Raw genomic sequence first — 20856 nt, 5'->3', positions numbered from 1 at the left:
GCCCGCCACGCCCGCCACGCCCGCCGGGCCCGCCACGCCCGCCACGCCCGCCGGGCCCGCCACGCCCGCCGGGCCCGCCACGCCCGCCGAGCCCGCCGCATCCGCTACCCCCGCCGGGTCCCCCGCATCCGCCGATCCCACCGCACCCCCAGCACCGACGCACGCCCGCGTATGACCGTACGACCGCCCGACCCCGTGCCCAGCCTCCTCCGCGCCTTCCGCGCAGCCGATTCGAGAATTCGAGGTTTCTGACGATGAGTGGTGTCGCTCGCCGGACAATGCTGGGCCGCAGTGCTGCGGTCGCCGGCACCGTTGCCGTCTCCGGTCTTGTGGCCAAGACCGCGGTGGCAGCCCCCACCGGATCCGGCCCGGCCGCGGTCGGGGCGACCGTCAAGCCCGGTGACCCGCGCTATCCGCTGCTCACCAGCGGCAACAACCAGCGCTTCGTGGCCCGCCCCGACTACGTAAAAATGATCAAGTCGTCGGCGGACGCCGAACGCGCCCTGGAGCAGGCCTTCCGCGCCAAGAAGCGCATATCGGTGCGCAGCGGCGGCCACTGCTTCGCCGACTTCACGGCCAACCCCGACATCGAGGTGATCCTCGACTTCTCCGAGATGACCGAGGTGGGCTACGACGCCGGACTCCGCGCCTTCACCGTCGAGCCGGGCGCCCGTCTGGTGAACGTGTACGAGGCCCTCTACAAGGGCTGGGGAGTGACCATCCCCGGCGGCATCTGCTACAGCGTCGGCGCCGGCGGCCACATAGCCGGCGGTGGCTACGGCCTCCTCTCCCGCGCCCACGGCCTGGTCTCCGACCACCTCTACGCCGTGCAGGTCGTGGTCGTGGACGAGCGCGGCAAGGCCCGCACCGTACTGGCCACCCGGGAGGCCAACGACCCGAACCGCGAGCTGTGGTGGGCCCACACCGGCGGTGGCGGCGGCAACTTCGGCCTGGTGACCCGGTACTACTTCCGCTCCCCGGGCGCCACCGGCAGCCGCCCCGAGGACCAGCTGATATCCCCGCCGTCCACGGTCCTGGTCAGCGCGATTGACCTGCCCTGGGACCAGCTGACGGAGGCCAGGTTCACCCGGCTGCTGAAGAACTTCGGCGCCTGGCACGAGGCACACAGCGCCCCCGACTCCAAGTACCGCCACCTCAGCAGCCTGTTCAACGTCAGCGCCAAGGCACACGGCAGCATGGGCATGTTCACCCAGGTCGACGCCACCGTCCCCGGCGCCCGGCAACTCCTGGACGACTACCTCAAGGCGATCCTGGCGGGCACCGGCGTCACGCCCACCGCCCTCGCCAAGGCCAACGGCGAACTGCCCGCGATGCCCGAACTCCTGGCCCCCCAGCACCTGCCGTGGCTCCAGGCCACCCGCCTGGTCGGCACCAACAACCCGACCATCACCAACCCGACCTCGCGCGGCGCCCACAAGTCCGGGTACATGCGGAAGAACTTCACCGACCACCAGGTCGCCGCCCTCTACAAGCACATGTCCCGGCCGGACTTCCACAACCCGAACACCATGCTCGTGCTGTTCTCCTTCGGCGGCCAGGTCAACGCCCTCGCCCCGGACGCCACCGCGAACGCGCAGCGCAGCTCCATCTTCAAGATGTGCTTCCAGACCTTCTGGGCCGACGAGAGCGAGGACGACTTCCACCTCGACTGGGCCCGCGGCCTGTACGAGGACTTCTTCGCCAAGACGGGCGGCGTCCCGGTCATCGACGACCGTACGGACGGCTGCTACATCAACTACCCCGACCGGGACGTCTCCGACCCCCGCCACAACACCTCCGGCGTGCCCTGGCAGACCCTCTACTACAAGGGCAACTACCCGCGCCTCCAGCAGGTGAAGAAGCGCTGGGACCCCACCGACTTCTTCCGCCACTCGCTCTCCGTCGAGCTGCCCCGCCGCTGACCCGTACGCACCGGGCGCGCCCCTCGTGACTCACGCGGGGCGCGCCCGTTGCCGTACCCCCTGCTCTTGCCCTGCTCGCCCGGCCCGTACCCCACGGAGGACCCCCTTGCCCAGCACGCCCCTGCCCCTCGCCCCGCTGCCCGCCGCCCCGCCGGAGATCGACCTCACCCCCTTGGTGAAGGCGTACGACATCCGAGGCGTCGTCCCCGACCAGTGGGACAACGCCCTGGCCGGCCTCTTCGGCGCCGCCTTCGCGCAGATCACCGGGGCGGACGCGATCGTCACCGGATACGACATGCGGCCCTCGTCGCCCGCCCTGGCGCTGGCCTTCGCCCAGGGCGCGGCGCTGTACGGCACCGCCGTCACGGAGATCGGCCTGTGCTCCACCGACCAGCTGTACTACGCGTCGGGCGCCCTCGGCCTGCCGGGCGCGATGTTCACCGCCTCGCACAACCCGGCCCAGTACAACGGCATCAAGCTGTGCCGCGCGGGCGCCGCCCCGGTCGGCCAGGACACCGGCCTGACCCAGATCCGCCTGCTGGTCGAGAGCTGGGTGCGCAACGGCCCGCCGCCCTCGCTCACCCCCGTCGGGCAGATCCGGCGCAAGGACGTCCAGCAGGAGTACGCGGCCCACCTGAGGTCGCTCGTCGACCTCTCCGCGATCCGGCCGCTGAAGGTCGTGGTCGACGCGGGCAACGGCATGGGCGGCCACACGGTGCCCACCGTCTTCGCGGGCCTTCCGCTCGAAGTGGTGGAGATGTACTTCGAGTTGGACGGTACGTTCCCCCACCACGAGGCCAATCCGATGGACCCGGCGAACATCGTGGACCTCCAGGAACGGGTCCGTGCGGAGGGCGCGGACCTGGGCCTGGCCTTCGACGGTGACGCCGACCGCTGCTTCGTGGTCGACGAGCGGGGCCAGGGCGTTTCCCCCTCCGCGATCACGGCCCTGGTCGCGGCCCGTGAGCTGGCCCGCAACGGCGGCAAGGGCACGGTCATCCACAACCTGATCACCTCCTGGTCGGTCCCCGAGGTGGTCCGCGAGCACGGCGGCACCCCGGTCCGCACCCGGGTCGGCCACTCCTTCATCAAGCAGGAGATGGCCAACTCGGGCGCGATCTTCGGCGGCGAACACTCCGCGCACTACTACTTCAAGGACTTCTGGAACGCGGACACCGGCATGCTCGCCGCCCTCCACGTCCTGGCGGCCCTGGGCGGCCAGGAGGGCCCGCTGTCCGCGCTGGTGGCCGGCTACGACCGCTACCACTCCTCCGGCGAGATCAACTCGACCGTGGCCGACCAGGCAGGACGTACGGAAGCGGTGCGTGCGGCCTTCGACGGCCGCGAGGGGCTCCTCTTCGACGAGCTCGACGGTCTGACCGCCTCCGGGGCCGACTGGTGGTTCAACCTGCGCCCGTCCAACACCGAACCGGTGCTGCGGCTGAACGTGGAGGCACGCGACGCCACCACCATGTCCCGCATCCGCGACGAGGTCCTCGCCCTCATCCGCAGTTAGCTTTTGACCTGCCCAAACCCCGTGCTCGCGCCGCGAGCACGGGGTTTTTTCATGCCCGCGGGCTGCTTACCGCAGGCCCCTCCCGGGTGTGCAACTCCCACCTAGCTCAATTGACGCAGAACTAGCTCACGGGAAAGATATCTATCAGCGGAAGGGGGAACGGAAAGCCCCCCAAGAAGCGCTGAGAAACACCGAGAAGCACTGAGAAGAACCGAGAAGAACTGAGAAGCACCGACAAAAGCCCAAGTCGATTCCATCCAAACCGTCTTCGGATGCGAATTGCCGACCTGATTGATTACGCCCGGAAATTCCCGTTGCCCGCCCCCACAGTTGAAGGAAGAAGACCCATGCGTTCCGTAGCAGTCGTTCTCGGCACCCGGCCCGAGGCCATCAAGTTCGCACCGGTGATCCGGGCACTCCAGGACGACCCCCGATTCGATCCCATCGTCATCTCCACCGGCCAGCACCGTCAGATGCTCGACGAGACCCTGGAGGCCTTCGACCTCAGGCCCGACATCGACCTCAAGATCATGGCGCCCAAGCAGACCCTCTCCCAGGTGACCTCCCGCTCGCTGAACGGTCTGGGCGAGATATTCAAGGAGCTCCACGCCGACGCGATCCTCGTCCACGGCGACACCGCCACCACCCTCGCCGCCGCCCTCTGCGGCTTCCACCACCAGATCCCCGTCATCCACGTCGAAGCGGGCCTGCGCAGCGGCTACCTGGGATCCCCCTTCCCCGAGGAGGGCAACCGCCGGCTGGTCGCCCAGATCGCCGCGCTGCACCTGGCGCCCACCCCGGGCAACAAGACCAACCTGCTGCGCGAGGGCATCCCGGAGAGCTGCATCGTCGTCACCGGGAACACGGTCATCGACGCCCTGCGCTGGGCCGCCGACAAGTCCCACTCCTACGGCGACCCCGCTCTCGCCGACCTCGACACCGACCCCAGGCGCATCGTCCTGGCCTCCGCCCACCGCCGCGAGGCCTGGCCCCACCTGCCCCAGATCGCCCAGGCCCTGGTGGAGATCGCCGAGGAGCCCGACGTCAGGGTCGTCGTACCGCTGCACCGCAACCCCGTGGTCCGCGACGCCCTGCTCCCCAGGATCGGCGGCCACCCGAACATCACCGTCGTCGACCCGCTGGCCTACCTGAACTTCAGCAAGCTGATGCGGCGCGCCGACATCATCGTCTCCGACAGCAGCGGCGCACAGGAGGAGGGACCGGCCCTCGGAAAGCCGACCCTCGTACTGGGCAGCGTGACCGAACGCTCCGAAGCCGTGGTCGCAGGAACCGCACGCCTCGTCGGCACCAGCACCGAGGGAATCGTCACCGCCGCCACCGAACTGCTGCGCAACAAGGACGAGTACGACCGCATGGCCAACGCCGCCAACCCCTACGGCGACGGACTCGCCACCGAACGCACCGTCAACGCGATCGCCCACCACTTCGGCGACGGCCCCGCGGTCGCGCCCTTCGTCCCGGCCATGCCGATCGACGACCTGGTCGTGGACCTGGCCCGCACCGCCGCCTACGCGGACGCCTGATGAGTACGCCCACCCGCCCCCGCCCGACGACGACCACCCCCACCCGCGCCAACCAGGAGACACCCCTCAACTTCAGCGGCCGCCACGTCCGCGCCACCCTCGTCGGCAACGCCGAGAACTACCTCGTCCGGGGCACCGCCATCGTCGTCAACACCGGTGCCACCCCGGCCCACCTCGCCGAGATCCCCCGCAAGAGCATCCCGCCCCTGTCCTCGACGATCCTGCGCGACACCCGCATCGAGCGGGCCGACACCCTCGTACTCCTGCACACCGACCTGGACGCACCGGTCGCCGGCATCGTCGGCGAACCGGGCTGGGACCTGCTGGGAGACCTGCTCCCCGCCTTCCCCCGCGAAACCCCCCTCTGGAAGAGCCCCCAGGACGACGGAGGAACCGTCTCCTTCGACCCCGACCACCTCCTGACGGGCAGTCAACTGCCGCTCCAGGAACGGAAGTTCCAGATCAAGCTCAACCTCTGGTACGCCCCGGCCGGCACCGACTGCGCCATCCACAACCAGCACGACTTCATCGAGGTCCACACCCAGGTGCACGGCCTGGGCCGCATGCAGAAGTTCACCGCCCAGGACCACGCAACCCTCTACGAGGACCTCCGGATGAGCCCGGGCTACACCACCCCGGACCCCTTCTGCGACATCGCGCCCGACGGCTCGTACCGCTACCCCTGGCACCAGTACTACGCCGACACCGACTGCGTCTGGCTAGCAGTCGAGTACCACGCCCTCCCCCACTGACCCACTGACCCACCCACCCACTTGCCCCGACTTTCAGGACTTCAGGAGAAGACCATGCCGAACAACGACCTCGCCACCTTCCGCGCCCCCAAGTTCACGCCGGAGGTCGTCGCCGACCAACTCCGCGACGGGTACTGGCTGGAGGCCCCGGACATCGACAACGACAACAAGCCGGACCTCTTCGGCTACGGTCTGCGCCTCGGCGAGATCTACTGGTACCAGAACGACGACAAGTGGACGAAGCACCTGGTCGCCGACAAGATCAAGATGCCGGTCGGCGCGGACTACGCCGACGTCAGCGGCAACGGCCACCCGGACATCATCGTCTGCTACGACCTCTACGGCCCGATCGGCACCATCCACGACGCCAACACAGCCGGCGGCAAGATCGACTGGCTGGAGAACCCGGGCAGCCCCGACAAGGACGAGTCGCGCTGGAAGCGCCACTACATCGGCCGCGCCACCGGAATGCACCGGCTGCGGGTCGGCCACTTCACCCAGACCGAACGCCTGGAGATCATCGGCCTGCCGATCGTCGCCAAGGAGGACGTCCACGCGGTGCTGCCGGTGGTCATGTTCACCCAGCCCGACGACGTCCACGCCGCCGAGGAGTGGCCGATGACGGTCATCGACGACAACCACTTCCGCATGATCCACGGAGCCGAGAAGAAGAAGGGCCTGATCCCCGGCTCGGACCGCGACTCGATGCTGCTCGCCTCAGACGAAGGCGTCACCTGGCTGTTCTGGGACGACGCGAAGAAGGAGTGGATCCGCAAGCTGATCGGCACCGGCGAACTGACCCAGTTCGAGCAGACCGGCTTCCGCGGCAGCGGTGACCTGAACGTCGGCCGGGTCGGCGACGACCCGATGGCGTACGTCGCCGCCGTCGAGCCCTTCCACGGCAACACCGTGGCCGTCTACACCAAGGCCACCGACGGCGCCCCCGAGGACGTCGAGTGGAACCGCGTACTGCTGGACGTCTACGGCGACCCCAACGAGAACGGCGAGGGACCGGGCCACCAGATCGTGACCGCCGACTTCGACGGCGACGGGGAGGACGAGTTCCTGGTCGCGCTGCGGGGGCCGTGGCCGTGGCAGGGCGTCATGTACTACAAGGCCATCGACATGAAGAACGGCGTCTGGGCCAAGTGGCGGGTCTCCGACGAGTCCGTCGCCCGCATCGCCACCGCGGACTTCAACGGCGACGGCCGCCTCGACTTCGCCACGATCGCCTACTCGGTCCAGAACTACTACGTGGCCAAGGACGCCAAGCTCATGCTCTACCGCAACGAAACGGACGTGCAGTAACCCCGGCCCGGGACCGGGGGCGGCCCCACCAAAGCCGCCCCCTCCGCCCCAAGGACCCTCCGCTTCAAGCCTTCCGCTTCAAGGCCCGTCCGCCCCAAGCGCCCTCCGCTTCAAGGACCCACCACTTCAAGGGCCTCCGCCCTTGGTGGCCTCCGCCTCAGCGGGCCCCACTCTCGCTAGGCCTCAGCCCTGGCGGATCTCCGCCCCGACGGGCTCCTGCCTCAACGGGCTCCCGCCCCAAGTGCGCCCGCCCCAACGGCCCGGCCCGACAGGCTCCCGACTCGGTGGACTTCCCCCCTCGGTGGGCCTCCACCTCGGTCCACCTCCGGCCCGTCACGCACCTCAGGTCCCGAAGGGCCCCGCCCCTCCCGCTCCTGCCGGCCTCCGCCCCCCGCAGCGTCACCCGCCCCGCGCCACCCCACCCGCCGTACCTCCCGCCGCTTCACCGACTCAGAAGGCCACTCCTGTCATGTCCACGACCATACGTACCGCCCCCAGCCCATCCGGAGCGACAGCGACCAAGCCGCCGAAGCTTCCCTCCCTCACCGGTCTCCGGTTCTTCGCCGCGCTGCTCGTCTTCTTCTTCCACTCCTCCCTGATGGACTCCCCGATCCCGCCGAACGCCCCCATCAACCCCTTCGCCGACGGGGGACTGGCCAACCTCTTCGAGGCCGCCTTCAGCAAGGCCGGCTACCTGGGAGTCTCCTTCTTCTTCGTACTCAGCGGATTCGTCCTCGCCTGGGCCGCGAAGCCCGGTGAGAAGGTCACCTCGTTCTGGCGCCGCCGGATGCTCAAGATCTTCCCCAACCACCTGGTGGTGTTCGCCGCCTCGATGATCCTCTTCGCCGGCGCCGCGGTGTCCGGCATCGCCGACTGGCTCCCCAACCTGTTCCTGCTGCACACGTTCTTCCCGCAGCCCGGCATCAACCTCAGCGTCAACCCGCCGAGCTGGTCCCTGGGCAGCGAGCTGCTGTTCTACTTGCTCTTCCCGCTGCTCATCGTCCCGATCCGCAAGATCGCCCAGAAGGCCCTGTGGGCCTGGTCCGGCGTCATGGTCCTCGGCATGGTCGCCGTCCAGCTCATCTCGACCTACCTGGTCTCCGACTCCCCGAAGTCGGCCATCACCCCGATCTCCGACATGCAGTTCTGGTTCGGCTACCTCTTCCCGCCCGGCCGCGTCTTCGAGTTCGCCCTCGGCATCCTGCTCGCCCGCATCGTCCTGTCCGGCAACTGGCCGCGCCGCATCGGCATCGGCTTCTCCCTGGTCCTGACCGCCGTCGGTTACGCCGCCGCGCTGGTCCTGCCCTTCCAGTACGGCTTCGTGGTCGCCACGATCATCCCGGTCGGCGCGCTGATCAGCGCCGTGGCCGCCGCCGACGTCGACGGCCGCAGGACCCGTCTGCGGGGCCCGGTCATGCAGTGGCTCGGCGAGATCTCCTTCGGCTTCTACCTCGTCCAGGGCGTCACGATCTTCTACTTGCGCTCCCTGCTCGGCGCGAACACCTACAGCGTCCCCGTCTCGATCGCCGTGATCGCCCTCTTCTTCGCCGCCTCCCTCCTCGGCGGCTGGCTCCTCTACCGCTTCGTGGAAATGCCCGCGATGCGCCGCTGGGCCCGCAGCCGGAAGCCCCGTACCGCCGTCGCACCGTCCACCCCCGAGCAGGCGGCACCCGTCGCCACCGTTCACGCGACGGAAAGCACCCCGGCCGACCCGATCGACCCGGCCGACCCGGCCGTTTCGAAGGCGCAGGACAAGGCCCTGGCCGGCCTCCCCTCCCTCTGACCGCCTCAGCCACCCCCCCAGCAGAATGGAGCACAGCCCCCATGCCGACCCTCCAAGTCGCAGACACACAGGTCCACTACCGAAAGAACGGCACCGGCCCCGGCCTGCTCCTCGTCCACGGCTCCACCGCCGACTCCGAAGCCAACTTCGCCGGCCTGCGCCCGTACTTCACCGACCGCCACACCGTCATCACCCCCGACTACGCGGGCAGCGGCCTCACCGCACTGCCGCCCGGCGGAACCCTCACCCTCGACCACCTGGTCGACCAGATCGCCGCCGTCGCACAAGCCGAGAGCGACAGCACGGGGAACGACAGTGCCCCGCTGGATGTCGTCGGCGCCTCCCTGGGCGCGGTCATCGCCGCCGCCCTCGCGGCGGACCACCCCCACCTGGTGAACCGCCTTGTCCTGGTGGGTGGTTGGGCCCGCAACGACGATCCGCGCCAGCAACTGGCCCTCGGTCTGTGGCGGCGCCTGGCCGACCTCGACCCGCAGGCCTACGGCGAGTTCATCACCCTGCTGTCCCTGGCCCCCGGCCACCTCTCAGGACTGGCTCCCGAGCAGATCGCGAAACTGGCGGCATCGGCCCTGCCCACCGAAGGGGCCCGCCGCCAGATAGATCTGGACATCACGGTCGACATACACAACAAACTGGCCGAGATCCGAGCGCCAACACTCGTGATCGGGGCCCGCCAGGACCAGGTGATCCCGATCGCGCACTCCCGTGACCTGCACACCGGCATCGCCGGCAGCCGTTACGCCGAGATCGACGGCGGACACAACATCCCCTTCGAGAACCCCGGCGAACTGGCCGGCCTGATCACCGAGTTCCTCAGCTAGTACCTAGTGCCTAGCACCTAGTACCCCCAGTACCTGGCACTCCCGGAGGGGCCCGCGGCAACCAGCCGCGGGCCCCTCCGGCGTTGTGTCGCCCAGCCCCCGCCCGGCCCCAACGCCCGCTCTTCTTGGGCGAGTTGCCAGTGTCGTGGCCACCCCCGCCGCAACCACGTGAAACCGAACGGTCGCTACCTAATATCGGTCGCTGTACGCAGCCGCCGGCCGACCGGCCCACGCCACGGTCGGCCCACACTCCAGGGGGTGCACCACCATGGCCGGTCACCGCAGCGCCACACCGCAACACCCGGCGAGCGAAGCCCGCGGACCCGGAACCGTACCCGTGCCCGTACCCGGACCCGACGGCCAGGCGAACGCCGGACACCCGCCGTTCGCCGTGCTCCTCGGCCCCGACTACGCGGGCAAGTCCTCCGCACTGGCCCGCCTGGCCAAGCTGGCACCGCACTGGCGCTACCTCTCGGTCGACACCGACCGCCTCGCCCCGGAGCACCGGCTCATCGGGCAGCTGCGCCGGGACGTGGTGAAGGAAGTGGCCCCCCACCCGGGCGCCTGGTCGCCCGAGTTCCTCACCACGCTGCTGCAGACCGCCGCCGTGCACCTCCGCGACGAACTCCTGCGCGGCGACCCCCGGACGCCCGCGGTCATCGACTCGTACTACTACAAGCTCCTCGCCAAGTGCCGCCTCGCAGGCGCCCCCGACAGCGCCCTGTTCGACTGGTGGCGTACGTTCCCCCGGCCGCGCCGGGTCGTCTACCTCGACGTACCCCCGGAGATCGCCTGGCGCCGCAGCAGACGGGGCGCCGAGCTGAACCTGCTCGAACACTACGGACCGAGCCCCGAGTGGGACGGCTTCCGCCGCTACCAGAACGACCTGGCCAAAACCCTCCGCGACGAGATCCAGGACCTCCCCGTGACCGTGATCGACGCGGTGGAGCACCCCCAGCACACCGCGGCGGCGATACGAGAGGCACTCACCCATGACCTCGGCTGAAGCGTGGAGCGACCCTGCCCGGCTGCGGGCCTACCGGGAACGGGTCTTCGCCGAACGCGACGCCCTGCGCGGCGCCTTCGCCGACCCGGCCGCCCAGCAGGACCGCGTCCTGCACGACCTGCTCGACTTCAACGCCGGCACGGACTACGGAACGCGGCACGGCTTCGCCCGCGTCCGCACCCTGGACGACTACCGCGACGCGGTACCGATCCAGACGTACGCCGACCTCGAACCCTGGATCGAGCGTGCCGCCGCGGGCGAGAACAACGTCCTGACCGCGGACCGCCCCGCCGTCTTCTTCACCAGCAGCGGCAGCACCGGCGCGCACAAGAAGATCCCGGTGACGCCCCGCTTCATGCGCACCTCCTTCTTCCCGTTCTACTTCGCCGCCTGGGCACCCCTCATCGAGCACTTCCCCGACGTCCTGTCCACGCCCGGAGCGGTGCTCAACCTCAAGCACGACCCGCTCAGCGCCCCGCCCACCACCGCGTCCGGCAAACCGCACGTCGGCGCCAGCCAGGTCGACTTCGGCACGGCCTTCGGCGAGCCGCTCTCCGCGGAGCCCGGCACCGGGGCCCCCTGGGCACGGTTGCCCGTACAGGTGGCGGCGGACCAGCACCTGGAGAAGACGTACCTGCGCCTGCGGCTCGCGGTGGAGAGCGACGTCCGCTGCGTCATCGGGATCAACCCGGCGATGGTCGCTGCCCTGCCGTACCAGCTGAACCTGTGGTGGGACCGCATCCTCAAGGAGGTCCGCGACGGCACCCTGGGCGGCCTGCCGTACGGCACCCCCAACCCCGCGCGGGCCGCCGAGCTCGAACAGCTCGCCCGGCGACACGGCACCGTCAGGCCGGCCCACGTCTGGCCCCGGATCCGGGCCCTGTTCTGCTGGACGACCGGGCTCGCCTCGCTCTACCTGCCCAGACTGCGGGAGGAGTTCGGGCCCGGAGTGACGGTCCTTCCGGCACCCGTGGCCGCGTCCGAGGGCCCCACCGGCGTCGCCCTCGACCGGCACCCCACCGCGGGCAGCCTGGTGGTCACCGCCTCGGTGTACGAATTCGCCGACGCCGACCAGGACCTCACCCCCGGCACGGCCACCCTGCTGCCGCACGAACTCGAAGCGGGCCGCGACTACCACGTCGTCTTCAGCCACGTCGGCGGGCTCTACCGGTACGCGGTCGGCGACGTCGTCCGCGTGGCCGACCACCAGGACGGCGTACCGCGCCTCGCCTACGCGGGCCGCAGCACCCTCTCGGACCACGCCGGCGAAAGGCTCCGCGACGCCCAGGTGATCAGAGCCCTGCAACACGCCCAGGACGCCACAGGACTGGAAATGCACAACGCCGCCTGCCGCGTGGCCACCGCAGAACAGAGCGCCCCCGGACAAAGGGCCCCCGAACGAGGCCTCGCCGCCTACGAGTTCGCCGTCGCCGTCCGTACCCCGTGGAGCCAGGACGAGACCGACCGCTTCACCGCCCACCTCGACCGGGGACTCCAGCACGAGTCGCCCGGCTACCGCACGGCACGCTCCCGGGGGCTCCTCGGCGCCCCCACTCTGCGCCGCCTGGACCCGGAAGCCTTCCTGCGCGACTGGCACACCCGGCTCGAAAGCGGAATCCGCCCCACCCAAATCAAAGACCGCCTCTTCCGCCAAGACCCCACCCACTGGTCCCCCCTCACCACCCCTGATTCCCCCACCCCCTAGCCCCCTCGGTCGGCGAGGCCGCGCGCCGAGCCACCTTGGGCGGCGGGGCCGCCCCCCGGGGGCGGAACGGGCGGGCAAGGGGGCGGCCCCCGGCGGAGCCGAACCCCCCGCCCCCGCCCCACCTCCGCCATGGCCCCACACCCCCGCCCCCGGCGCCCCGCCCACCGCAACCAACCCCAGACCAGAAAGGCCCACCCATGACCACCCCCACCACCCTCGACGCAGTCGAACGCACCGCCCTCCTCACCGCCGCCCTCCGCGCCGCCGAAACCCGCCGCCCCGACCGCCTCTACGAGGACCCGATCGCCGCCGCCCTGGCCGGCGACATCGGCCCCGAGCTCCTCGCCGAGGTCCGCACCGCGACCTTCCCGCCCGACGGAGAGCGCACCCTCCCCAGCACCCCCGACTACAACGCCATCCGCACCCGCTTCTTCGACGACTACCTCCAGGAGGCCGCCCGCGACCCCCAGACCACCCAGATCGTGCTGGCCCCCGCCGGCATGGACTCGCGCGCCTACCGCCTCGACTGGCCGGACCGGGTGCGCTGGTACGAGGTCGACCGCCCGGCCGTCCTCGCGTACAAGGACGAGCGCCTCGGCGACACCCCGCCGCGCACGGACCACCGCAAGGTCGCCGTCGACCTCACCGAACCCGACTGGGAGGACCGCCTCCAGGCAGCCGGTTACGACCCCACCGTCCCCTCCACCTGGCTCCTCGAAGGGCTGCTGTACTACATCCCCGAGGCCGACACCCACCGCATCCTCCGCCGGATCGCGGCGATCTCCGCCCCCGGCAGCCGCATCGCCGCCGACATCGTCAACTCCGCCGCCCTGACGCTCCCTCACATGCGGGGCCTGCTCGACGTGTTCGAGGGCTGGGGCTGCCCCTGGCTGTTCGGCACCGACGAGCCCGAAGCCCTCTTCGACACCTACGGGTACGACGTACAGGCGGCCCAACCGGGCGAGGAGGGCGCCGACTTCGGCCGCTGGCCCGACCCGGTCCCGCCGCGCAGCGAGAAGAACGTACGCAGGGTGTTCTTCGTCCACGGACGGCGACGCTGACATGCCGACCACAGCCATGCCGACCACAGCTGGGCCGACCAAAGCCATGCCGACCACAGCTGGGCCGACCAAAGCCATGCCGACCACAGCCATGCCGACCACAACCACGCCCGCCAAAGCCACGCCGACCGCAGTAGTCGCCGGCGGCAGCATCGCCGGCCTCGCCACCGCACTCGCCCTGTCCCGCATCGGCTACCGGGTGCTGGTCCTCGAACGCGCCCCCGAACCCCCGCGGTGGTCCCTCGCCGAAGCGGCAGGCCGCTGGGAGCGCCCCACCGTCCCGCAGGGCGTGCACTCGCACACCCTCACCTCGCTCGGCGTGAAGGTGCTGCGCGAGCGGGCCCCGCAGATCCTGGCCGCCGCCCGCGCCGCCTCGGCACCCACCCTCCACCTCACCGACGCCCTCCCCGCCGCCGTCACCGACCGCGCGCCCCGGCCCGGCGACGACGAACTCGTCGCACTCGGCATCCGCCGCTCCACCCTCGAACTGATCCTGCACCGGGCGGTCCGCGAGCTCCCCGGGGTGGAGATACGGCACGACACCACGGTGGCCAGGCTCGAACTCGCCGCCCGCCGGGTACGCGCCGTCGTCACCGGCACGGGCGAGCGCATCCCCGCCGACATCGTCGTCGACGCCACCGGCCGCCGGGCCCTGTCCCGCACCTGGCTGCGCAACGAGGGCATCCTGCTCGCCGCGAACTGGACCAGCCCCTCCGGACTCGCCGGCCACACCCGCTTCTACCGGCTCAAGGGCAGCACCCTGCCCGGCCCCGTCAACCGCGGCAACGCGGTGGGCGGCATCTACAGCCACTACGCCGGCGTCCTGCACCCCGGCGACAACGACACCTTCTCCATCGCCCTCGCCACCCTCCCCGGCGACCGCGCACTGCACGGCCTGAACACCCGCGCGGGATTCACCGCGGCAGCACGTGCCACCCCCGGACTCCAGCCCTGGCTGGACCCCGACGTCAGCGAACCGATCTCGCCCGTCCACGCGATCACCAGCCCGCCCAACACCCTGTGGGGCACCGCGGGACCGCTCCAGTGCCCGGTCGCCGGACTCTTCCCGGTCGGCGACGCGGCCTGCATCACCAACCCCCTGTTCGGCCGGGGCATGTCACTGGCCCTGTCCCACGCCTTCGCCCTCGCCGACTTGCTGGCCGAACAGCCGTCCGTCGACTACGCCCAGCGGCAGGCCGTCGCCCGGATGACCCAGGAGCACTTCCTGCCCTGGTACGCCCAGTCGGTGGCCTCCGACCGGATGCGCATCGCCCGCTGGAAGGCCGCGGTCCACGGCACTCCGGCCCCCCTCCCGGGCAGGCCGAAGGGCGCGCTGCCGACCATCGAGGAGGTGGCGGGCGCCGCCGAGCACGACGCCACCGTGTGGCGCGGCCTGATGCGGATGCTCATGACGCTCAGCGTCCCCGCGGAAGTACTCGGCGACGAGGCGTTCCTCGCCCGGGTGGAACGGGCGGGCCCCGCAGCCGCGCCCGACCCCCACCTGCTGCCACCGTCCCGGCAGGAACTCCTGCGCCGCGTCACGGAAGCGGCAACCGAAGCGGCAACGCGAGCCGAAATGCAGGCGGAAACGCAAGCGGAAACACAAGCGGCAAGGGAAGCGGAAGGAGTCCTCGTGTGACGACCCTGACCCTGAACCTGCCCCTCACCCACCCCCGCCCGGAGAACCCCCCGACCGCCCCCCGCCCCAAGGTCCTCCTGGCCCCCATCACCATCACCCCGTCCAAACCCCTGACCCCCAGCCACCTCAAGGGACTGCTGTGGACCGACGTCATGTACCGGGCCACCTGCGCCCTCGCGGACGTCACCTACCGCTACAGCCACACCACCTACCACCCCACCGAACAGACCCTCGGCTTCTGGGAGTTCCTCGACCGCACCCGCGGCGACACCGACTACGACGACCTCACCGAGCACCGGATCGGCGACCTGTACGTCGCCTTCCGCGCCGCGCCCCGCGCACCCGCCCCCGCGCTGCGCCCCTACGCGGAAGCCGCCGCCCGGGGCTGGGTGCACCCCGCCGGTGCCCGGGTGCTGGAACTCTGGGCCCAGCACTACCGCGCCCTGGGCCTGCACGACCCCGGACTCCAGGCGTACCAGCCACCAGGACTGGAACTGGAACCCGCCCTCCACCGCCTCGCCGAACTCGGCATGTGTCTCGACCAGCGCTCCGTCGGCGGCCCCGTCTACCTGGACCTCACCCGTTACGGCCTCCCGCTGCGCCAGCTCGTCACCGCCGACGGCCGCCCCAACTACCTGGCCTGCGCCCTGCGTGAACTGCTGCCGCTGGCACCGGACTTCGACGAGGTGGTGCTCCTGTACGACAGCGAGCTCGACCCCGACTACCAGCTGCTCGAACGGGTCCTGACAGCGCTGGGCCCCCGGGTCCGCCGGGTCAGCCTGGGCCGCGTACCCATCGACGGAAAGATCCTCTCCGCGCGGCACGGCGGCCTGCCGGACCTCCAGGCCGCGGCGCTCCTGGACGCCGCGTACGCGGAGCACGACCCGCAGACCGTACACCTGGGCATGCGGCTGTACTTCGTCGCCGTACTGGGCCCCGGCCAGCAGCAGTCCTTCCGCGCCGACCTGCTGCACCAGAGCCTCAAACGGGCCCGCAGGCTGCTCGACTCGGCGGACCTCGACGTGCCGGGCCCGCTCGGCGCACGCCTCGCGTCCCACCGCAAGGACCACCTGTACGTCGACCCCTACCGGCTCACCTCGGGACTCCTCGGCAAACGGCGCGCGGCACCCGCCCTCGACCTGCTCAGGGAGGTGTTCCTGTGACCCTCACCCAACTCGGACTGCGCGAGCGGGCCGCGTCGCGCATCCAGGGCGCCCGGCCCGACCTCGCGGGCCGCCACGACCTGGACTCGCTGGACGGACTGCTGGCCGCCCAGGCCGACATCGCCGCCGAGGACGCGGCCCTGACCACCCTGGCCACCGTGGTCCTCCGGGACCTCGACCTCGCCCGCTGGGTGCGCGACACCTGCGCGTTCGGCCTGAGCCTGACACCGGAGCAGGGCGCGGCCTGGCGCACCGCCTTCACCCGGACCGTCTTCCTGGCCGGAAACCCGGCGCACCTGCGCGACCGGTTCTCTTTCGCGTACGTCGCCGAGGACCGGTCCGCCGCCTGGACCAGCCCCGCCGAGGCCCCGCAGACCGCCGCACTGCGACGGCTGCTGAAACTGTTCCAGGGCCCCATCGCGCTCCCGGCCCGCCCGGACACCCTCATCGAGGTCCCCGGCGGCACCCCGGCGCGCGGCCCCCGGAGCCGCTGCCGCGTGCTCTGCGTCGCCACCGCCGGATGCACCGTCGCCGAAGCCCTGGTGCACCTCAACCACGTGATCACCGAAGCGGTCCTGGACGGACTGATCGCTCCCGGCGACCGGCTCCTGCTGCGACAGGTGCCCCGCATCGCCGGACTGCCCGCCCCGCTGGCAGGGGTGCGCGTCGTCACCGAACCCCAACTCCCCGGCCGGCTCAGGGCCGCCGCCGGGCTGACCGAGGAGGTCCTCGTTGCCTGACCCGACCCCCACCCCCACGCTCACCCGCACCCTGCGGGCCACGCCCACCATCCGGTTCGGCTACCACGGTTCCAGCGCGGTCGCCTCCGACATCGCCCGGTCGGCAGGCTGGGAGGAGTCCGCCGTCGCACTGAGCGAGTACGACGTCGCCGACCCGTTCCGCGGCGTACGGTCCGGCGAACTCGACCTCATGATCATCAAGTTCGGGCTCCGCGAACCCGACCTGGTGGCCGGCCGGACCCTGGCCCACGACGCCCGCGCCGCCGTCGTCGCCGCCGACCACCCGCTCGCCGCCCGGACATCGGTGTCCATCGAGGACCTCGCCGACTACGACACCTTCGCGCGGCCCGGCAACTTCCCTGCCTACGTCTGGGACGAGGTCGTACCGCCGCGCACCCCGGCGGGCCGTCTGGTCCGCCGCAACCAGCACGTCGCCGCCATCCCCGACATGATGCGCCTGGTGGCATCCGGCAAGGCCATCCACATCTCGCTGCTCTCGCTGGCCGACGTCGCCCCGCCGGCCATCCGCGTCGTCCCCATCCACGACCTGCCGCCCGCACCGGTCACCGTGGCATGGCGGCGCGGCGAACTCCCCTCCCACGTCGCCCACTTCATCGCGGCGGCAGAAGCAGCGGCCGAAGCGGCGGCCGAATCCGCGGGCCCGGCGGCGGCCCTCCGATGAGCACCCCCGAGCCGCGTACCCCCGAGCCACGTACCCCCGAACAGCACACCCCCGTCGTCCTGCTGCACGCACTGTCCCTGCACGCCTCCATGTGGGACGCGCAGCGCGACGCCCTGCGTGCGGCCGGACACCAGGTCCTCGCGTTCGACCAACGGGGCTTCGGCGGTACGCCGCTGGGCAGCGCGCCCCCCTCGCTGGACGTGGTGGCCGACGACCTCGCCCGCACGCTGGACGCACAACGCGTCCAGCGTGCGGTGCTGGCCGGATCGTCGATGGGCGGATACGTGGCCATGGCGTTCCTGCGCCGCCACCCCGAGCGGGTGGCCGGCCTGGCCCTGCTGTCGGCCCGCGCGGGTGCCGACAGCCCCGAAGCGGCCGCCCAGCGGCGGCAGTTCGCCCAACTCGTCCAAGACGAACAGCACCACCGGGCCCTCGTCGAGAAGGTCACCCCCCTGCTGCTGGGCGCCACCACCCGCACCGAACACCCCGGACTCCTGGACCGGGTCCTCACGGACGCGCACGCCGCCGACCCCGCCGCGCTGGCCTGGGCACAGCGGGCCATCGCCGACCGGCCGGACGCCACCGACGTACTGCGCACCGCACGGGTGCCCGCCGTGGTGGTCGCCGGAGCCGAGGACGCCCTGGTCACCGCCGAGGAGTCCGCCCACGTGGCGGACACCCTGCCGTACGGGCGCCTGATCACCCTCCCGCGCACCGGCCACCTCCAGCCCCTGGAAGCACCCCGGGACGTCACCCGGACCCTCCTCGACCTCCTCGACCAGGTCGACCGCACCCAGGACCACGACGACGCCCGCCACCCCGCCCCCGCCACGAAGGAAGCCACCGCATGCTGACCGAGGACCACCGGGACTGGGGATACACCTCGTCCACCGGACTGGGCTTCACCGACGCCGGCATCGTCGACGCCCACTTCCGCGCCTGCGAGAAGCCCTACCTGGAACTCCTGGGACGCGCCGGGTTCCGTGCCGGACAGCACGTCCTGGACGCGGGCTGCGGCCCCGGCGACTTCCTCCCGCACCTGGCCGGGATCGTCGGCGCCGAAGGACGCGTCACCGGCATCGACCTGGCCCGGGAGAACGCAGCCCTCGCCGCCGAACGCGCGGCCACCTGGCAGCTCCCCTGCCCCCTGGACGTACGGGAGGCAAGCCTGCACGCCCTGCCCTTCCCCGACGACACCTTCGACGCCGCCTGGTGCTCCAACACCGTGCAGTACCTCGACGACGACGAACTCGCCACCGCGCTCGGCGAGTTGAGCCGTGTCGTACGCCCCGGCGGAACCATCGCGGTCAAGGACCTGGACGCCCACCTGATCACCGCACGCCCCGCCGACCCCTACCTGTTCGCCGACTTCTTCCGCGCCGCGGGCACCCAGCAGGGGTACGCCCGCCAACTGCTGCGCACCCGCGAGCTCTCCCGCCACCTCAAGCGGGCCGGACTGGTCTCCGTATCCCAGCAGTCCCTCCTGATCGAGCACCACGCCCCCCTGGCACCGGTCGCCCGGGACTTCTACACCGCGGCCTGCGCCCAACTCGCCCACCAGGCCCTGGCCCTCGGCCTGGACCCGTCCTGGCACCGCTTCACCGACCCCGCCGCCACCGACCACCCCCTGGACGACCCGGACGGCTACATCAGCGAGGGAAACGTACTGGCCACGGGCACCGTCCCGGACCCCCACCGGTAGTACCCGCCCCCACCCGTCCGAAGAGGAGCCCTCCCGCCCATGTCAGCGACCCTCACCGCCTGCCCACCCGCCCCCGGCCGCGTCCCCGTCCTGGGTCACGCGCCCGCCCTGCTCCGCAAGCCGCTCTCCTTCTTCGAGTCCACCAGGACCCGCGACCCCCTGGTACGGGTGGGATTCGGCCCCATCGGGCTGTACCTCGCCAACGACCCCGCCCTCGTCCACCGCATCCAGGTGGACACCGAGACCTTCGAACGGGGCCGCTTCTTCGAGGGCCTGGCCGGCCACTTCGGCAGCCCGCTCATCGCCTCCAACGGCGAGGCCCACCGACACCAGCGCCGCACCGTCAAACCGGCCTTCAACCGGCGCAGCGTCCGCAACCACAGCCAGGACATCGTCGACGAGGCCCGGAACCGCTTCGCCGCCTGGCGGCCCGGCACCCCCGTCGCCGCCGACGAGGAGATGTCCGACCTGGTCGCCGCCGTCGTCCTGCGCGCGCTGTTCTCCACGGACCTCGGGCAGGACGTCGTACGGGACATCCGCGAGACCCTCTTCATGATCGCGCGCAGGCTGATCTCCCGCACCGTCTTCCCCGACGCCCTGACCTCCCTGCCCACCCCCGCCAACCGCCGCTTCCAGGCCGCGGTGCAACGCTTCCACGCCACCATCGACACCCTCGTCCAGCAGCGCAGGACCACCCCCGACCCCGCCGCCCACGACGTGCTCGACGCCATCCTCCGGGCGACCCACCCGCACACCGGCCTGCCCTACACCGACGAACAGGTCCGCAGCGAGCTGCTCATGATGCTCTTCGCCGGACTGGAGACCACCAGCGCCTCACTGACCTGGGCGGTCTTCGAGACGGCCGTCCGCCCCGAGGTGCAGCAGAGGCTGTACGAGGAGGCCGCCGCGGTACTCGACGGGCGCCCCCTCACCTACGACCGGCTCCAGGAACTCACGTACACCCGCAAGGTCATCGACGAGACGCTGCGCCTGCACTCGCCGATGCTCTTCACCCGCCGGGCCCGCCACGACGTCGTGCTCGCGGGCATCGAGGTCCCGGCCGGCGCCGAGGTCGGCTACAGCCCCCGGGCCATGCACCGCAACCCCGGCACCTACGACATGCCCCACCTGTTCGACCCCGAGCGCACCGAGTCCGCACTGGGCAAGGACCTTCCCCGGGGCGCCTACTTCCCCTGGGGCACCGGACCGCACCGCTGCGTCGGCGAGCACCTGGCCGAGACCACCATGGTGGTGGCCCTGGCCACCCTGGTCACCCAGTGGCGGCTGCGCATCGCCCCGGGCACCCGGATCCGCGAGATGAACAGTTCCCTGCCGCACCCCAGCAGCCTGCCCCTGATGGTGACACCGCGCACCTGACACGAGGACGTGACGCATGGCGGAGGGGGGGGGGGGGGGAGGGGGTCCTCCCCCCCCCCCCCCCCCTCCCCCCCCCCCCCCCCCACCCCCCCACCCAAGGGAACGACAACAACCCAA

At 71.4% G+C, this 20856-nt stretch carries 17 protein-coding genes; all 17 read left to right on the top strand.

Translation table 11 applies throughout. The features are described 5' to 3' along the window. Window positions 1-254 precede the first annotated feature (254 nt). Window positions 255-1922 carry an FAD-binding oxidoreductase gene (locus ACZ5PB_RS29910; RefSeq protein ID WP_468695385.1) on the top strand — a complete coding sequence of 556 codons (1668 nt, stop codon included), beginning with the start codon at window positions 255-257 and terminating at the stop codon, window positions 1920-1922. A 106-nt stretch (window positions 1923-2028) separates the two neighbouring features. Continuing rightward, window positions 2029-3438, top strand: a complete 1410-nt coding sequence (locus tag ACZ5PB_RS29905) for a phosphomannomutase/phosphoglucomutase (protein WP_468695384.1) — start codon at window positions 2029-2031, stop codon at window positions 3436-3438. Window positions 3439-3785: 347 nt separating this feature from the next. After that, on the top strand, window positions 3786-4982 hold the full coding sequence (wecB, locus tag ACZ5PB_RS29900) for a non-hydrolyzing UDP-N-acetylglucosamine 2-epimerase (RefSeq protein WP_468695382.1): 1197 nt from the start codon (window positions 3786-3788) through the stop codon (window positions 4980-4982). After that, window positions 4982-5734, top strand: coding sequence for a hypothetical protein (locus ACZ5PB_RS29895; RefSeq protein WP_468695381.1), 753 nt, complete (start codon window positions 4982-4984; stop codon window positions 5732-5734). The genes wecB and ACZ5PB_RS29895 overlap by 1 nt, the downstream gene beginning before the upstream one ends. A gap of 54 nt (window positions 5735-5788) precedes the next feature. Next, the gene (locus ACZ5PB_RS29890) at window positions 5789-7042 is read left to right on the top strand and encodes an FG-GAP repeat domain-containing protein (RefSeq protein WP_468695379.1); all 1254 of its coding nucleotides are present in this window, start codon (window positions 5789-5791) and stop codon (window positions 7040-7042) included. A gap of 469 nt (window positions 7043-7511) precedes the next feature. Next, entirely contained in the window at window positions 7512-8825 is a 1314-nt protein-coding gene (locus ACZ5PB_RS29885; protein ID WP_468695378.1) for an acyltransferase family protein, read from the top strand. A 41-nt stretch (window positions 8826-8866) separates the two neighbouring features. After that, window positions 8867-9664 (top strand): alpha/beta fold hydrolase, encoded by a 798-nt coding sequence (locus ACZ5PB_RS29880; protein WP_468695377.1) that lies wholly within the window; start codon window positions 8867-8869, stop codon window positions 9662-9664. A 337-nt stretch (window positions 9665-10001) separates the two neighbouring features. After that, window positions 10002-10670 (top strand): dTMP kinase, encoded by a 669-nt coding sequence (locus ACZ5PB_RS29875; protein ID WP_468695376.1) that lies wholly within the window; start codon window positions 10002-10004, stop codon window positions 10668-10670. Further along, a complete protein-coding gene (locus tag ACZ5PB_RS29870) occupies window positions 10657-12375 on the top strand; it encodes a GH3 auxin-responsive promoter family protein (RefSeq protein ID WP_468695374.1) in 1719 nt (572 codons plus the stop codon). The genes ACZ5PB_RS29875 and ACZ5PB_RS29870 overlap by 14 nt, the downstream gene beginning before the upstream one ends. A gap of 197 nt (window positions 12376-12572) precedes the next feature. After that, entirely contained in the window at window positions 12573-13436 is an 864-nt protein-coding gene (locus ACZ5PB_RS29865) for a class I SAM-dependent methyltransferase (RefSeq protein WP_468695373.1), read from the top strand. Window positions 13437-13512: 76 nt separating this feature from the next. Beyond that, on the top strand, window positions 13513-15075 hold the full coding sequence (locus ACZ5PB_RS29860) for an FAD-dependent oxidoreductase (RefSeq protein WP_468695371.1): 1563 nt from the start codon (window positions 13513-13515) through the stop codon (window positions 15073-15075). Next, window positions 15072-16238 (top strand): hypothetical protein, encoded by a 1167-nt coding sequence (locus tag ACZ5PB_RS29855; protein WP_468695369.1) that lies wholly within the window; start codon window positions 15072-15074, stop codon window positions 16236-16238. Before ACZ5PB_RS29860 ends, ACZ5PB_RS29855 begins: the two co-directional genes overlap by 4 nt. Then, window positions 16235-16978: a DUF6182 family protein gene (locus tag ACZ5PB_RS29850; RefSeq protein ID WP_468695367.1), complete on the top strand. Its 744-nt coding sequence runs from the start codon at window positions 16235-16237 to the stop codon at window positions 16976-16978. Before ACZ5PB_RS29855 ends, ACZ5PB_RS29850 begins: the two co-directional genes overlap by 4 nt. Further along, window positions 16971-17660: a LysR substrate-binding domain-containing protein gene (locus ACZ5PB_RS29845; protein ID WP_468695366.1), complete on the top strand. Its 690-nt coding sequence runs from the start codon at window positions 16971-16973 to the stop codon at window positions 17658-17660. Before ACZ5PB_RS29850 ends, ACZ5PB_RS29845 begins: the two co-directional genes overlap by 8 nt. After that, a complete protein-coding gene (locus ACZ5PB_RS29840; protein WP_468695364.1) occupies window positions 17657-18514 on the top strand; it encodes an alpha/beta fold hydrolase in 858 nt (285 codons plus the stop codon). Before ACZ5PB_RS29845 ends, ACZ5PB_RS29840 begins: the two co-directional genes overlap by 4 nt. Further along, entirely contained in the window at window positions 18508-19362 is an 855-nt protein-coding gene (locus ACZ5PB_RS29835; protein WP_468695362.1) for a class I SAM-dependent methyltransferase, read from the top strand. The genes ACZ5PB_RS29840 and ACZ5PB_RS29835 overlap by 7 nt, the downstream gene beginning before the upstream one ends. A 39-nt stretch (window positions 19363-19401) precedes the next feature. Further along, window positions 19402-20739, top strand: coding sequence for a cytochrome P450 (locus tag ACZ5PB_RS29830; protein ID WP_468695361.1), 1338 nt, complete (start codon window positions 19402-19404; stop codon window positions 20737-20739). The last annotated feature ends 117 nt before the right edge of the window (window positions 20740-20856 follow it).

This window comes from Streptomyces sp. NPDC032721, from assembly GCF_055579625.1.
Note: the sequence above shows the minus strand (reverse complement) of the source record. Positions and strands in the feature narration are given on the sequence as shown.